This is a genomic window from Pectobacterium artocarpous, assembly GCF_046159765.1.
In the GTDB taxonomy this organism is placed as follows: Bacteria; Pseudomonadota; Gammaproteobacteria; order Enterobacterales; family Enterobacteriaceae; genus Pectobacterium.
Map to the genome: position 1 here is coordinate 96,401 of NZ_JBJXVK010000005.1, position 16,008 is coordinate 112,408.

13 protein-coding genes are annotated in these 16,008 nt (G+C 51.6%); 10 read left to right on the forward strand and 3 right to left on the reverse strand.

Features of this window, described 5'->3' with window-relative positions:
• Nucleotides 1-5 precede the first annotated feature (5 nt).
• The 5 genes from phoR to proY all read left to right on the forward strand — a co-directional run bounded on the left by phoR (nt 6) and on the right by proY (nt 6,932).
• Nucleotides 6-1,328: a phosphate regulon sensor histidine kinase PhoR gene (gene phoR / locus ACKQAD_RS04625; RefSeq protein WP_409159072.1), complete on the forward strand. Its 1,323-nt coding sequence runs from the start codon at nt 6-8 to the stop codon at nt 1,326-1,328.
• 15 nt (nt 1,329-1,343) lie between these two features.
• Complete coding sequence (locus ACKQAD_RS04630) at nt 1,344-2,282, forward strand: PstS family phosphate ABC transporter substrate-binding protein (protein ID WP_409159074.1); 939 nt, start codon at nt 1,344-1,346, stop codon at nt 2,280-2,282.
• Between the two features lie 241 nt (nt 2,283-2,523).
• Complete coding sequence (locus ACKQAD_RS04635; protein WP_409159075.1) at nt 2,524-3,639, forward strand: cobalamin-independent methionine synthase II family protein; 1,116 nt, start codon at nt 2,524-2,526, stop codon at nt 3,637-3,639.
• Between the two features lie 470 nt (nt 3,640-4,109).
• A complete protein-coding gene (brnQ, locus tag ACKQAD_RS04640) occupies nt 4,110-5,429 on the forward strand; it encodes a branched-chain amino acid transport system II carrier protein (RefSeq protein ID WP_409159076.1) in 1,320 nt (439 codons plus the stop codon).
• A 132-nt stretch (nt 5,430-5,561) separates the two neighbouring features.
• On the forward strand, nt 5,562-6,932 hold the full coding sequence (proY, locus tag ACKQAD_RS04645; RefSeq protein WP_409159077.1) for a proline-specific permease ProY: 1,371 nt from the start codon (nt 5,562-5,564) through the stop codon (nt 6,930-6,932).
• 186 nt (nt 6,933-7,118) lie between these two features.
• On the opposite strand, the gene ACKQAD_RS04650 is transcribed toward proY, so the two are convergent.
• From ACKQAD_RS04650 to ACKQAD_RS04660, 3 genes are all read right to left on the reverse strand, one after another.
• The gene (locus ACKQAD_RS04650; protein ID WP_409159078.1) at nt 7,119-8,393 is read right to left on the reverse strand and encodes a mechanosensitive ion channel family protein; all 1,275 of its coding nucleotides are present in this window, start codon (nt 8,391-8,393) and stop codon (nt 7,119-7,121) included.
• 221 nt (nt 8,394-8,614) lie between these two features.
• Entirely contained in the window at nt 8,615-9,217 is a 603-nt protein-coding gene (locus tag ACKQAD_RS04655) for a peroxiredoxin C (RefSeq protein ID WP_010299049.1), read from the reverse strand.
• Between the two features lie 213 nt (nt 9,218-9,430).
• Nucleotides 9,431-10,012: an acyl carrier protein phosphodiesterase gene (locus ACKQAD_RS04660; RefSeq protein ID WP_409159079.1), complete on the reverse strand. Its 582-nt coding sequence runs from the start codon at nt 10,010-10,012 to the stop codon at nt 9,431-9,433.
• A gap of 314 nt (nt 10,013-10,326) precedes the next feature.
• Here ACKQAD_RS04660 and queA point away from each other — a divergent pair, with 314 nt between their 5' ends.
• The 5 genes from queA (at nt 10,327) to secF (ending at nt 15,938) form a co-directional block, all read left to right on the forward strand.
• On the forward strand, nt 10,327-11,394 hold the full coding sequence (gene queA, locus ACKQAD_RS04665; protein WP_409159080.1) for a tRNA preQ1(34) S-adenosylmethionine ribosyltransferase-isomerase QueA: 1,068 nt from the start codon (nt 10,327-10,329) through the stop codon (nt 11,392-11,394).
• Nucleotides 11,395-11,491: 97 nt separating this feature from the next.
• A complete protein-coding gene (gene tgt / locus ACKQAD_RS04670) occupies nt 11,492-12,637 on the forward strand; it encodes a tRNA guanosine(34) transglycosylase Tgt (protein WP_181830010.1) in 1,146 nt (381 codons plus the stop codon).
• Between the two features lie 108 nt (nt 12,638-12,745).
• Nucleotides 12,746-13,078, forward strand: a complete 333-nt coding sequence (gene yajC, locus ACKQAD_RS04675) for a preprotein translocase subunit YajC (protein WP_012773703.1) — start codon at nt 12,746-12,748, stop codon at nt 13,076-13,078.
• Between the two features lie 27 nt (nt 13,079-13,105).
• Nucleotides 13,106-14,953 carry a protein translocase subunit SecD gene (secD, locus tag ACKQAD_RS04680; protein WP_409159081.1) on the forward strand — a complete coding sequence of 616 codons (1,848 nt, stop codon included), beginning with the start codon at nt 13,106-13,108 and terminating at the stop codon, nt 14,951-14,953.
• Between the two features lie 73 nt (nt 14,954-15,026).
• Nucleotides 15,027-15,938, forward strand: coding sequence for a protein translocase subunit SecF (secF, locus tag ACKQAD_RS04685; RefSeq protein ID WP_409159153.1), 912 nt, complete (start codon nt 15,027-15,029; stop codon nt 15,936-15,938).
• Nucleotides 15,939-16,008 lie beyond the last annotated feature (70 nt).

Genomic DNA, 16,008 nt, shown 5'->3' on the forward strand with positions numbered 1-16,008 from the left:
TTAACGTGCTAGAACGTTTATCCTGGAAAAGGCTGGCATTGGAGCTGGCTTTTTTTTGTTTGCCCGCGTTGTTGCTGGGGCTGATTTTTGGCTATCTGCCCTGGTTTCTGCTGGTCGCCGTATTAGGCTTACTCTGCTGGAACTTTTATAACCAGCTTAAACTCTCTTATTGGCTGTGGGTTGACCGCAGCATGACGCCCCCACCGGGGCGTTGGAGCTGGGAACCGCTGTTTTACGGGCTTTACCAGATGCAGTTGCGTAATCGACGCCGACGTCGTGAACTGGCGCTTCTGATCAAACGGTTTCGCAGCGGGGCGGAATCCTTGCCGGATGCTGTGGTGATCACCACCGAAGAAGGGACGATTTTCTGGTGTAATCATCTGGCGCAGCATCTGCTCAATTTCCGCTGGCCGGAAGATAACGGTCAGAATATCCTCAACTTATTACGCTATCCCGAATTCACCAATTACATGAAAGGGCAAGACTTTAGCCGCCCTCTCACATTGCAGTTGAATAATTCCCACCATGTTGAATTTCGCGTGATGCCCTATTCCGAAGGGCAACTCCTGATGGTCGTACGTGATATTACGCAAATGCACCAGCTTGAAGGTGCCAGACGTAACTTTTTTGCCAATGTGAGCCATGAGCTGCGTACGCCGCTGACGGTGTTGCAAGGCTATCTGGAAATGATGCAAGAAGAAACGCTGGATGCAGCGTTGCGAGGAAAAGCGCTGAATACCATGCAGGAACAGACCCGGCGTATGGACGGGTTGGTCAAACAGTTGCTGACCTTGTCCCGCATTGAGGCGGCGACGGCGATCGATCTGAATGAAAAAGTCGATATTCCACTGATGCTGCGCGTGTTACAGCGTGAAGCGCAGACCCTAAGCCAGGAACGCCATGAGATCGTCTTTCGTGTGAACGAAAATCTCTGTGTGTTTGGTAATGAAGAACAGCTGCGCAGCGCGGTATCCAATCTGGTGTATAACGCGATTAACCATACGCCAGCGGGAACGCGCATCGAAGTCTGCTGGCAGAAGATCCCGCAAGGGGCGCAATTTCAGGTTAGCGATAACGGGCCGGGAATTGCGGCCGAGCATTTGCCACGTCTGACGGAGCGTTTTTATCGGGTCGATAAGGCGCGTTCACGGCAGACGGGCGGCAGCGGGCTGGGGCTGGCGATTGTGAAGCATGCGCTCAGCCATCATGATTCCCGTCTGGAAATCATGAGTGAGGATGGTCTAGGCTCGCGTTTTGTCTTTACGTTGCCGAATCGGTTGATTGTCCCTGCCTCTCTGGCTGAAAATACGGTGAAACCTTCGGCCTGACGGAAAACGCTACCCATGACATCCGCCACTCGTATTGCGGGCGCTTTTTTACTGCTGTTCAGCGCATTTTGCGTTGCACAGCCTCGCCAGATGCTGGCGGGAAACCTCTCCAGTGCGGGGTCGGATACGTTGGCTAACCTGATGGCCTTTTGGGCGGCGGATTTCAGCCAGCATTACCCGAACGTGAATTTACAGATCCAGGCCGCCGGATCGTCCTCTGCACCGACGTCTCTGGCATCGGGTGCGGCGCAGCTTGGGCCGATGAGCAGGGCGATGAAAGCCAGCGAAATTGACGCGTTCGTCCAGCACTATGGCTATCCACCGCTGGCAGTGCCGGTCGCGATGGATGCGCTGGCCGTACTGGTCAATCAGGATAACCCGCTGCCTGGGCTGAATTTATCGCAACTGGACGCGATCTTTTCGATTACGCAACGTTGCGGTAACTACCAGCCGATAAAACAGTGGGGCGATCTCGGCTTGCATGGCCGTTGGGAAAAGCGCACGTTACTGCGCTATGGACGAAACTCTGCGTCAGGAACCTATGGGTTCTTTAAGCAAAAGGCGCTATGCCGTGGCGATTTCCTTCCTCAAGTCAATGAGCTGCCTGGCTCGGCATCCGTTGTACAGGCGGTGGCTGCTTCAACTGATGCCATCGGCTATGCCAGCGTGGGCTTTCGCACCAGTGGCGTGAGAATGCTGCCGTTAGCCGCACAAGGAACCGACTACATTTACCCCTCGACTGAAAATATCCGCAGCGGTTTATATCCCTACATCCGTTACCTTTACATCTATGTGAACAAAGCGCCCAGCCAGCCGCTGGAAGCACTGACGGCGGCATTTTTAGATCGTGTGCTGTCTGAAACGGGGCAGTCGCTGGTGAATCAGGATGGCTATTTACCGCTACCGGAAGAAACGCGTCGTCAGGCGCGTCAGCAGATTGGTCTGCCAGAGTAATGCCTCTTCCCTCATGAATTTGTGATGTTTTCACGTTACATGAAGAAAATTCATGTAACGTGAAAATTCTTCTATTGCCCTGCGGTTTGTCACGTGACAGGATAGTTTTAAGATTGGACGTCCAGATGGCTAAATAAGGTTAAATGTAACTATCCACCTGGGAAAATATTTCATATTGAAACTATCTGTCAGCATGCTTCTTTACTCAAGCTTGGTGCTGGCAACATGTCAGGAGTGACACATGGCGAACACCTTATCCCCTTTCCGTGCTGATATCGTCGGCAGTTTCTTACGTCCGGCTGCAATTAAGCAGGCTCGTCTTCAACATCAGGCGGGCGAGATTGATGATGTCGCACTACGTAACATTGAAGATCGTGAGATTCTGCGGGTGGTAGAAAAGCAGCGTGAAGCAGGCTTGCAGATTGTGACGGATGGTGAGCTGCGTCGTGCCTGGTGGCACTTCGACTTCTTTACCGATTTACATGGCGTGGAACGTTACGAAGCTGAGCAGGGTATTCAATTCAACGGTATTCAGACGAAGTCCCATGCGATTCGCGTGGTGGATAAAGTGAGTTTCAACCCTCAGCATCCGATGCTCGATCACTTCCGCTACCTGAACAGCATTTCTGGCGATGCGGTCGCTAAAATGACGATTCCCAGCCCTAGCGTGATGCATTTTCGCGGCGGACGTAAAGCGATTGATGCGGCGGTTTATCCCGATCTGGCTGACTATTTCGACGATCTGGCACAAACCTGGCGCGATGCGATTCACGCATTTTATGACGCCGGCTGCCGCTTCCTGCAACTGGATGACACCGTGTGGGCTTATCTGTGCTCTGACGATCAAAAACGCCAGATCCGTGAACGTGGTGAAGACCCGGCACAGCTGACGCGTACATACGCTGATGTACTGAACAAAGCGCTGGCTGATAAACCTGCGGATCTGGTTATCGGTTTACACGTCTGCCGCGGTAACTTCCGCTCGACCTGGATTTCTGAAGGCGGCTATGAGCCTGTTGCAGAGATTCTGTTTGGTGAAGTGAATGTCGATGCCTTCTTCCTGGAATATGATACTGAGAGAGCGGGGGGATTTGAGCCGCTGCGCTTTGTGAAGCCGGGTCATCAGCAGGTGGTTCTGGGACTGATCACCACGAAGAACGGTGAACTGGAAGATGCCGAGGTGGTGCAGGCGCGTATCGCGGAAGCGGCAAAATATGTCGATCTCAGCCAGATTTGCCTGAGCCCACAGTGTGGTTTTGCTTCAACGGAAGAGGGTAACAGCCTGACGGAAGAGCAGCAGTGGAATAAGCTGAAGCTTGTCGTGGATATCGCCAATCGCGTGTGGCGACACCGATAACGTAACCTCATCCCTATTATGGATAGACAAAGGCTGGATCATAGGATCCGGCCTTTTTTTACGACTATTATCCTTTACTTTGCCCACAACGTTTTGTGAAATATGTTTTTTTATGATGCAAGAGATCATGCATTTTGTGCCAGTTTTTGTCAGTTTTATTGCAGTTAAATATCGATAAATGCGCAAATCATGTGTTATGCAAATCATGATAAACCAATTTATATTCTTATTTTTTGTTATGGTTTGGCTGAATGCTCTGGTTGTTTGATCTATGCTTGCCTTTTTGCGCTATAAACGGTTTACTTGGCACCCAATATGGCTGTTCAAAAAATAACTTCTATGACCGCCATTTTCGTGTCGCGGGAGTGTTGGCGTCATGCTCCTAGCTAACCCTTTGTGAACGGCTTCCGGCGGCGATAAACGACACAATTTTCTTTTTATCGATTTGATACAGGCAACACGACATAACTATGAGTCATCGTTTAACTTCCAAAGATATTGTGGCATTAGGTTTTATGACCTTTGCTTTATTCGTGGGGGCTGGAAATATTATTTTCCCGCCGATGGTGGGATTGCAGTCAGGAGAGCACGTTTGGACTGCGGCCCTCGGTTTCCTGCTGACCGCCGTTGGCCTACCCGTGTTGACCGTGATCGCATTGGCTAGGGTTGGCGGTGGCGTTGATGCGCTCAGCTCGCCAATTGGTAAAAAAGCGGGCGTGGTTCTGGCCACCGTGTGCTATCTGGCCGTTGGGCCACTGTTCGCGACGCCGCGTACGGCAACCGTGTCGTTTGAAGTCGGTCTGGCTCCTCTGGTTGGCAACGGGGCGTCTCCACTGCTGATTTATAGCCTGATTTATTTTGCTATCGTTATCGGGATTTCCCTGTATCCGGGTAAACTGCTGGATACGGTTGGTCACGTGTTGGCACCGCTGAAGATTATTGCTCTGGCGATTCTGGGCATTGCGGCGGTGCTGTGGCCTGCGGGTGCGCCGATTCCCACGATAGAAGCGTATGAGCATATGCCATTTTCTAATGGTTTCGTTAACGGCTATCTGACGATGGATACGCTGGGCGCGATGGTCTTTGGTATCGTGATCGTCAATGCGGCGCGTTCACGTGGGGTGGAAAATCCTGTTCTGCTGACGCGTTACACCGTGTGGGCTGGGTTAATTGCCGGTATTGGCCTGACACTGGTCTATTTGAGCCTATTCCAGCTAGGTTCTGTCAGTGGTGAACTTGTGCCGCAGGCGCAGAACGGCGCTGAAATTCTCCATGCTTATGTGCAACACACATTCGGTAACATGGGGAGCAGCTTCCTGGCGCTGTTAATTTTTATCGCCTGTCTGGTAACGGCGGTGGGGCTAACCTGTGCCTGTGCTGAATTCTTTGCGCAATACCTGCCGCTATCTTATCGCACGCTGGTGTTTGTGCTAGGAACGTTCTCGATGGTCGTGTCTAATCTCGGTTTGAGCCATCTGATCCAACTTTCCATTCCCGTACTGACGGCGATCTATCCTCCGTGTATCATTCTGGTTTTACTGAGCTTTACGCTGCGTTGGTGGAATAGCGCTTCACGTATTGTGGCACCCGTCATGCTAGTCAGTCTGTTATTTGGCATGATTGATAGTATAAAATCGTCGGCTTTAAAATCGCTGTTGCCAGAGTGGAGCCTCAACCTGCCGCTGAGCGAGCAAGGGTTGGCCTGGCTGCCACCGTCACTGCTGGTTTTACTGGTAGCAGTGATTTACGACAGACTGTGTGGTCGTCAGGAAGTGACGGTACATCAATAATATCGTTAATGCCTGATAGCGGCGGGGCTATCTTACTGCCCCGGCCCAACGTTAGGTTTCTGCACCACAGGTATTTGCCTGTGGTTTTTCTTTTTGTAATGTTTTTCTTTCTATAAGACAGGGTTGCTATCAATGGAACAACCATCTTCCAAGCTCAAGCGTGGGTTAAGCACGCGGCATATTCGCTTTATCGCCCTTGGTTCAGCGATCGGGACCGGTCTTTTTTATGGTTCCGCGAGTGCGATCCAAATGGCTGGCCCCAGTGTGTTACTGGCATACCTGATCGGCGGGGTTGTCGCGTATATCATCATGCGCGCCTTGGGCGAAATGTCGGTACACAACCCACAGTCCAGTTCATTTTCTCGCTATGCGCAAGATTATCTCGGGCCATTAGCGGGGTATATCACCGGCTGGACCTACTGCTTTGAGATGCTGATTGTCGCCATTGCCGATGTAACCGCATTTGGCATTTACATGGGCGTCTGGTTCCCTGCGGTGCCGCACTGGGTGTGGGTCTTGAGCGTGGTGCTTATCATTGGCGCCATCAATCTGATGAATGTAAAAGCCTTTGGTGAACTGGAGTTCTGGCTCTCTTTCTTCAAGGTTGCCACTATTATCATCATGATCGTTGCCGGGATCGGCATCATCGTCTGGGGTATCGGCAACGGTGGCGAACCGACGGGCATCCATAATCTCTGGAGCAATGGCGGATTCTTCAGTAACGGTGTGATGGGGATGATTCTCTCACTGCAACTGGTAATGTTTGCGTATGGCGGTGTGGAGATCATCGGGATTACCGCCGGTGAAGCCAAAGATCCGCATAAATCCATCCCGCGTGCGATTAACTCTGTACCGTGGCGTATTCTGGTGTTCTATGTCGGCACGCTGTTCGTCATTATGTCGATTTACCCGTGGAATCAGGTCGGCACCAACGGCAGTCCATTCGTGCTGACGTTTCAACATATGGGGATTACGGCAGCGGCCGGTATCCTGAATTTTGTCGTGATTACCGCGTCGCTGTCGGCAATTAACAGCGATGTCTTCGGCGTAGGCCGTATGCTGCACGGGATGGCGGAACAAGGGCATGCACCGAAGGTGTTCAGCCGCATTTCCAAACGTGGTATTCCGTGGGTAACGGTCGTCGTGATGATGACGGCGCTGCTGGTGGCGGTGTACCTGAACTACATTATGCCTGGCAAAGTTTTCCTGGTGATTGCTTCACTGGCAACGTTTGCGACGGTGTGGGTGTGGATTATGATTCTGTTTTCGCAGATTGCGTTCCGCCGCCGTTTGAGCCCGGATGAAGTGAAAGCGCTGGCGTTCCCGCTGCGCGGTGGTATCGCGACCTCTGTGTTCGGTATTATCTTCCTGTTCTTCATCATCGGCCTGATTGGCTACTTCCCAGACACGCGTGTGTCGCTGTATGTCGGCATCATTTGGATATTGCTGCTTTTAGCGGGCTATTTCTGGAAGAAGAAGCGTCAGAACGCGGTGGTTGCATAGAATTAACAGTGCCAATGGCTATGAGAGAAGCGCTCCCATTGGAATAATACCGATCGTTTAAGGATCGAGATACCGCGGGCTACCACGGTGTGAGGCATCCTTGCGGGAACCTCATTACCGTGTTTCCCTCTAAATCTAGGCCTAAGTGAGCGTTATTGCCACCTGAGCGCCTTTTTTGAATCGAGATTACGCTTTTGGCGTCGTTATTTGCTGTGCCATTATCCGCATATCGTGACCAGTTGGCGTTTGATGAACGCGCAGATCGAACTCTGGCAGAATCGCAAAAATATGGTCGAAAATGTCAGACTGAATGCTTTCGTAATCGACCCAGGCTGTAGTGTTGGTAAACGTATAAATTTCCAGCGGCACCCCTTCTGACGTTGGCGCAAGCTGCCGTACCATCAGGGTCATCCCTTTATGAATACCCGGATGCGAGCGTAGATAGACCTGAAGGTAGGCGCGGAACGTGCCTAAATTGGTCAGGCGGCGGCCGTTCAACGGCGATGTCAGGTCAGAATCGGACTGTGCGTTGTGTTGATCCAGTTCGCTCTTCTTATTCTGAATATAAGTCGAAAGGAGCTTGCTGCGCAGCAATCGCGTCTGTTCGTCTTCCGTCATAAAATGCACGCTGGTGGTATCGATGTTGATGCTACGCTTGATGCGCCGCCCCCCTGATTCCGACATCGAACGCCAGTTTTTGAAGGAATCGGACACCAGCGAGTAGGTGGGGATGGTCGTAACAGTATTGTCCCAGTTTTTCACCTTGACCGTCGTCAGTCCGATATCGATAACGGCACCGTCAGCGCCGTATTTCGGCATTTCTAGCCAGTCTCCCAGCGTGAGCATATCGTTGGCGGAAAGCTGGATGCCTGCAACCAACCCCATAATCGGATCCTTGAACACCAACATCAGCACGGCGGCCATGGCACCTAATCCGCTAATCAGAATCAGCGGAGATTTCCCGATGAGCAGTGACACCACCATAATACTGATGACGATGGTGGCAATCAGCTTCAGGCTCTGGAAGATACCGCGAAGTGGCAACTGTGCCGCGATTTTGGTCCGGGCGGAAACGTTGAGCAGAACGTCGAGCAGCGAGAACAGAGACAGCAGCGCAAAAATCATGATCCACACCTGGGAGCAGATGATGAGCGCTTCACGAGTTTCGCTCTGCGAGGGCAGCCACACAAAGACTTGAATATTGAGGATTACCCCTTGTAGCAAAAAGGCCAGCCGGTTAAACAGGTTATGTTGCGTTAACGCCTGTTTCCACCCGTGCCCCTCGGTTTTTCCCGGCTTATTAAGTGAACGCAGAACCATTCTTTTCAACACAACCTGATGCAAAATCAGGTGAATGACGGCAGAAATGAGCAATATCAGCCCAAGAACAATCAGTAATGCAATGATGCTAGCGTGTTGTATTCCTGCTTCTCTCAACCACAGAGCGAGATTTTGTTGCATGCGTTCTCCTTTATTCCAATGAATCTGTTGTGTATTAACACGATGTGACGTTAAGGCTAAAGATTTAGCGTCCCCAGTCAACCTTTTGTACTATCTGGAATCACGTAGGGAAGGCTGGAGCGGCGTGGGGAAGAACATTAGGGAAAATCACAGGCAAAGAAAAAGCCAGTCGCATAGCAACTGGCTTGGTCATCGAGTGCCCTACAGGCAGAATGAAGGGATTACAGCTTGTCTGCGTTCTCAGACAGGTATTTCGCTACACCGTCTGGTGACGCGCCCATACCGGATTTGCCTTTTTCCCACTGTGCCGGGCACACTTCGCCGTGTTCTTCGTGGAATTGCAGGGCGTCAACGGTACGCAGCATTTCGTCGATGTTACGACCCAGCGGCAGATCGTTTACCACCTGGTGGCGAACCACGCCGTTTTTGTCGATCAGAAAAGAGCCACGCAGTGCAACACCGGCTTCTGGGTGCTCAATGCCGTAGGCTTTTTGGATTTCGCGCTTAATGTCAGCAACCATCGCGTATTGCACTTCGCCGATGCCGCCTTTGTCCACAGGGGTTTTACGCCATGCGTTATGAACGAACTCGGAGTCGAAGGAAACCCCAACCACTTCTACGCCACGTTTCTTAAACTCGGCATAACGGTGATCGAAAGCAATCAGCTCTGACGGACAAACAAAGGTGAAGTCCATCGGCCAGAAGAAGATCACGGCAGCTTTACCGTTGATGTGTTTCTTCAGGTTGAAATTTTCGACGATTTCGCCACTACCTAAAACGGCAGCTGCGGTGAAGTCTGGGGCTTGACGAGTTACCAGGACCATAATTACTCCTGTAGATAGCGGTTAATGATGGAGGATGTAAAAACAGCGATCAGTATAGGGATTCTGCCTGAGTGAATACAGGCAAAGAGACCAATCAATGAGATAGCTTTTGCCTATTGAACTCATCGCTATTTCCTTTCAAGAGAGTAGATTAACCCTTTTGATAGAAAGGGCAATATATCACGTAGAAAAATGGAAACGCTGCGATCTTCCTTACAGCTGTTGTGCTTTCGCTAATTGCATCATCCGTGGATAAAACTGCCAGAAGAGTGTTTCAAATTGGTGGTAGTGCTGCTCGATATCCTGAAAAGAACCGGATAGTGCCGCCAGTTTCGGGCGACGTACCGACATTCTGTGCAGCACATCGGCGATAAACGGGAGCTCTGCGTAACGCGTCATCCAGCGCTCCGGCCACAGATAGCGATTCAGGTTCTGAAAGCGTTCGGGAGTTTGCGCCAGATGCGGTTCGATTTGTGACTGCGCGCCGTCGATAAAGGCTTGCAACGGTGTATCCGGCACCAGTTCTAGCCAGTGCCGTGCAAGATAGTGATCCCACAGCACATCCAGCGTAATCGGCGCAACGCGGCGGAATTCATCGCTGAAATACTGACGCGCCTGTTTGACTTCCGGCAGGCTGTCGGTAAGCGAATCAACGCGGCGATGCAGGCGAATGCCCGCGACGATCTCGTCTGCGTAGCTGTCCTGCGGGTTGCCGCGCACGAAGTCCGCCATCAGATTACCTAATAGGGAGCTGTTGGCCAGCGTGGCCAAATGGAGGTGGGCAAGAAAATTCATGGCAGTAGTATATACCCTTCATCTTTCGAGTTACAGGCTCGTTGGCTGCGCTACTCGGCACACTTACGTTTGCCTCGCCCCGTTGGGGCCGCTGCAAGCAGTGTTCAAATCTGCCTCTGGCTGATTTGTCGATCACCCCAGTCACTTACTGATGTAAGCTCCTGGGGACTCCCTCCGTTGCCGCCTTCCTGTATCTCGAAATCTATTGGGTATAATGCATTCCGCGACTCAGGTGCTTATTTCTTGCAGCCATTCGCTTGCGGCTCTAGACTAGGCCGCCCATTTTTAATGTATTAACAGCTAAGTGAATTGCCATGCGTGTTGCCGATTTCTCGTTTGAACTTCCTGAATCATTGATTGCCCACTATCCACAAGCGGAACGCAGTGGTTGCCGTCTGCTATCGCTGGACGGGTCGACGGGAAATCTGACGCACGGCGTGTTTACCGATTTGCTGGATAAATTGAACCCCGGCGATCTGCTGGTATTCAACAACACGCGCGTGATTCCGGCTCGTCTGTTCGGCCGTAAAGCCAGCGGCGGTAAGCTGGAAGTGTTGATTGAGCGCGTGCTGGATGAACATCGGGTGCTGGCGCACGTTCGGGCGTCCAAAGCGCCGAAGCCGGGCACTGCGCTATTACTGGGCGATGATGAGAGCGTCAAAGCCACGATGGCGGCTCGCCACGATGCACTATTTGAGCTTCATTTCGATGATTCCCGCGATGTCCTGTCGATCCTAAATGATATTGGCCACATGCCGTTGCCGCCTTATATCGACAGACCTGATGAAGACGCCGACCGCGAGCTTTATCAGACCGTGTATAGCCAGCGTCCGGGCGCTGTAGCCGCGCCGACGGCAGGTTTACACTTTGATGAACCGATGCTGGCTGCGCTACGCGAGAAGGGCATCGAAATGGCGTTCGTGACGCTGCACGTGGGGGCGGGAACGTTCCAGCCTGTGCGCGTCGATACGATCGAAGATCACATCATGCACGCCGAATATGCCGAAGTGCCGCAGGACGTCGTTGATGCTGTGCTGGCGTGTAAGGCTCGGGGAAACCGCGTGATCGCCGTTGGCACCACTTCGGTACGATCGCTGGAAAGTGCCGCACAGGCCAGCCAGAATGCGCCGATCGCTCCGTTCTTCGGCGATACCAAAATTTTTATCTATCCGGGCTATCACTACCGCATTATCGATGCGTTGGTGACCAATTTCCATTTACCCGAATCGACGTTAATCATGCTGGTGTCGGCCTTTGCCGGTTACCAGAACACGATGTCTGCTTACCGCCAGGCGGTGGCAGAGCAGTATCATTTTTTCAGCTACGGTGATGCGATGTTTATTACGCACAATCCGATGGCCGAACAGGAAAACGTGGGATAAACCCGGTTTTCTGCACACTAGCGATGCCACAGACCACGCTCTGTCAGGCATTAATACATCATTACCATCAGACTGTTTTTCTGATGCCGGAGGTTAAGTGAAGTACGAATTACAAACAACGGACGGCCGTGCGCGTCGTGGCAGATTGATTTTTGAACGTGGCGTGGTGGAAACCCCGGCTTTTATGCCCGTGGGAACTTATGGCACGGTGAAAGGTATGACGCCGGAAGAAGTGAAAGAGACCGGCGCGCAGATTCTGCTTGGTAATACGTTCCATCTGTGGCTGCGTCCCGGTCAGGAAATCATGAAGCTGCACGGCGATCTGCATGACTTCATGCAGTGGCACGGCCCGATTCTGACGGATTCCGGCGGTTTTCAGGTGTTCAGCCTCGGTGATATTCGCAAGATTACCGAGCAGGGCGTGCATTTCCGTAACCCGATCAACGGGGATTCGATTTTCCTTAGCCCGGAAAAATCAATGGAGATTCAGCACGATCTGGGTTCCGACATCGTGATGATCTTTGATGAATGCACGCCGTATCCTGCCGACTGGGATTACGCCAAGCGCTCGATGGAGATGTCACTGCGCTGGGCGAAACGCAGTCGCCAGCGTTTTGATGAGTTGGAGAATAAAAACGCGCTGTTCGGCATTATTCAGGGAAGTGTTTACGAAGATTTACGTGATGTATCCGTAAAAGGGCTGGTAGACATTGGCTTTGATGGGTACGCTGTGGGCGGTTTAGCCGTGGGCGAACCGAAAGAAGACATGCACCGTATTCTGGAACATGTTTGTCCGCAGATTCCAGAAGATAAACCGCGCTATTTGATGGGTGTTGGCAAGCCGGAAGATCTGGTCGAAGGCGTACGCCGCGGTGTCGATATGTTTGACTGCGTGATGCCAACGCGCAATGCACGTAACGGACATCTCTTCGTGACCGATGGCGTGGTGAAAATCCGCAATGCGAAGTATAAAGATGACGTGAGTCCGCTGGATGAACACTGTGATTGCTACACGTGTCGCAATTATAGCCGCGCCTACTTGCATCATCTTGACCGTTGCAACGAAATACTCGGAGCACGGCTCAATACCATTCATAACTTGCGTTATTATCAGCGTTTAATGGCGGGTTTACGTCAGGCCATTGAAGAGGGTAAATTAGAGCACTTTGTGGTGGATTTTTACCAACGGATAGGCAAACCCATTCCGCCGCTGGCTGAAAAAGACGTTGCCGCAAGCAACTGAAGCCCGTTTGCTATGAATTGCATTTTGCTGTGAAGCATTTTTACGATTGTAAGGTTGATAATTTATCTTTTTGATAGCTTATCTTTTGACAAAAAAGAGGATATTTAAATGAGTCTTTTCATCTCCGATGCTGTAGCTGCAACCGGCGCTCCGGCTCAGGGAAGCCCGTACTCTCTGGTTATTATGCTGGCCGTTTTTGGTCTGATTTTCTACTTTATGATCCTGCGTCCTCAGCAAAAACGCGCCAAGGAACACAAAAAGTTAATGGATTCTATCAGCAAGGGCGATGAAGTATTAACGACCGGTGGTCTGGTTGGTCGCGTGACTAAAGTGTCCGAAACTGGCTATATTGCGATTGCGTTGAACGAAACCAATGAAGTGGTTATCAAACGTGATTTCGTGGCTGCCGTGCTGCCGAAGGGCACGATTAAAGCCCTGTAATTTCCGATTTTCCCGAAGGGAACTGCCGTGTTAAATCGTTATCCTTTGTGGAAGTACCTGATGCTGGTCGTGGTATTGTTTGTCGGCCTGCTCTACGCACTTCCTAACCTATATGGTGAGGATCCGGCGGTACAAGTTACTGGCGCGCGGGGAACCGCCGCCAGCGAAACGACGCTGATCCAAGTCCAGAATGCCTTAAAAGAACAAAACATTACCAGTAAGTCGATTGCATTGGAAAATGGTGCAATTCTGGCTCGCTTCTCTAACCCTGATGTTCAGCTCCGCGCGCGTGAAGCGCTCGTAAATGAGCTGGGCGAAAAATTCGTCGTCGCACTTAACCTGGCTCCTGCCACGCCAAACTGGTTGCGGTTGTTAGGTGCCGAACCGATGAAATTGGGGCTTGACCTGCGCGGCGGCGTTCACTTCCTGATGGAAGTGGATATGGATACGGCGCTGGGCAAACTGCAAGAACAAACCATGGACTCTTTGCGCAGCGATCTGCGTGAGAAGAACATTCCTTATGCCTCTGTGCGCAAGATTGATAATTACGGCGTCGAAATTCGTTTCCGTGATGCGCAAACGCGCGATGAGGGCATCAACTATCTGACGTCTCGTCATCGCAATCTGGTTCTCAGCAGCAGCGGCAACAACCTGCTACGTGCGGTGATGTCTGACGAACGTCTGCGTGAAGCGCGTGAATACGCCGTACAGCAAAACATCAATATCCTGCGTAACCGTGTGAACCAACTCGGCGTTGCCGAACCATTGGTGCAGCGTCAGGGCGCAGACCGTATCGTCGTTGAGTTACCGGGTATTCAGGACACGGCGCGCGCGAAAGAAATTCTTGGCGCAACCGCTACGCTGGAATTCCGTCTGGTCAACAGTAATGCTGATGCGACCGCAGCGGCGAACGGCCGCGTGCCGGGCGACTCTGAAGTGAAGAACATGCGTGACGGCTCACCAGTGGTGCTGTTCAAACGCGTGATTCTGACGGGCGACCATATTACCGATTCGACATCAAGTACGGATGAATACAACCAGCCTCAGGTGAATATTTCTCTGGACAGCGCGGGTGGCAACACCATGTCCAACTTCACCAAAGACAGTATCGGCAAGCTGATGGCAACGCTGTTTGTAGAATACAAAGACAGTGGCAAGAAAGATGCGACTGGCCGTGCGATGCTGGAAAAACACGAAGAAGTGATCAACGTGGCGACAATTCAGTCGCGACTGGGTAACAGTTTCCGTATTACCGGCATTGATAACCCGAACGAAGCGCGCCAGCTTTCTCTGCTGCTGCGTGCGGGGGCGCTGATTGCGCCGATCCAGATCGTGGAAGAACGTACCATTGGGCCAACGTTGGGGATGCAAAACATCACTCAGGGGCTGGAAGCCTGTTTGTGGGGCCTGATCGCGTCGATCCTCTTTATGGTCTTCTTCTATAAGAAATTCGGTGTTATCGCGACCAGTGCATTGGTTGCTAACCTGGTGTTGATTGTCGGCGTGATGTCGCTGTTGCCTGGGGCAACGCTGACCATGCCAGGTATCGCAGGTATCGTGCTTACGCTGGCGGTTGCCGTGGATGCTAACGTACTCATTAACGAACGTATCAAGGAAGAACTCAGCAATGGTCGCTCTGTGCAGCAGGCTATTCATGAGGGCTACAAAGGTGCATTCAGCTCGATTGTTGATGCGAACGTCACGACGTTGATTAAAGTCATCATCCTGTATGCGGTGGGTACCGGTTCAATCAAAGGGTTTGCTATCACGACTGCGATTGGGATTGCGACCTCAATGTTTACGGCGATCGTCGGTACTCGTGCCATCGTTAACCTGCTTTACGGCGGTAAACGCATCAACAAGCTGTCTATCTGAGGAGTGCGTTGTGGCACAGGAACAGGAATACAACATTGAACAACTTAATCATGGGCGTAAAGTCTATGATTTCATGCGCTGGGATAAAGTAGCATTTATCATTTCCAGCCTGCTGATCATCGCTTCTATCGCGATTATGGGGGGGCGCGGTTTCAACTGGGGGCTCGACTTTACCGGTGGTACGGTCATTGAGATTAACCTTGAGAAACCGATCGATCTCGACATGCTGCGTAGTTCTCTGGAAACCTCTGGGTTTTCAGAGCCGCAGGTGCAGAATTTCGGTAGTAGCCGTGACGTGATGGTGCGTATGCCACCGGTTTCTGGCAGCGAGAACGAGGCGCTAGGTAACAAGGTGCTGAAGGTGGTGAACGATACCTTCCAGCAGCATGCGACAGTGAAACGTATTGAGTTTGTCGGGCCGAGCGTGGGGAGCGATTTGGCACAGGCGGGCGCATTGGCGCTGTTGTCTGCACTGATTGCTATCCTCATTTATATCGGTTTTCGTTTTGAATGGCGTCTGGCGATGGGGGCAGTACTGGCTTTGGCGCACGATACGATCATCACGATGGGGCTGCTGTCGCTGTTCTCCATTGAGATTGACCTAACGATCATTGCGTCGCTGATGTCGGTAATTGGTTATTCGCTTAACGATAAGATCGTGGTATCTGACCGTATTCGTGAGAATTTCCGCAAGGTTCGTCGTGGCACACCTTACGATATTACCAATATTTCTCTGACGCAGACGTTGCACCGTACCATCATCACCTCAGCCACCACGCTGGCGATGATTGTGATTCTCATGGTCTTCGGTGGAGCCTTGTTGCATGGTTTCTCGCTGACGATGTTTATCGGTGTGATCATCGGTACGATCTCTTCTATCTATGTTTCTTCTGCTCTGGCGCTGAAACTGGGTATGAAACGTGAACACCTGATCGTTCAGAAAGTGGAAAAAGAAGGGGCGGACCAACCGTCTATCCTGCCTTAATCTGCCGACTGTAAACATAAAAAACCGCGTTGCTGCGTAATGCAGAACGTTTAAGAACACTTGAACGATC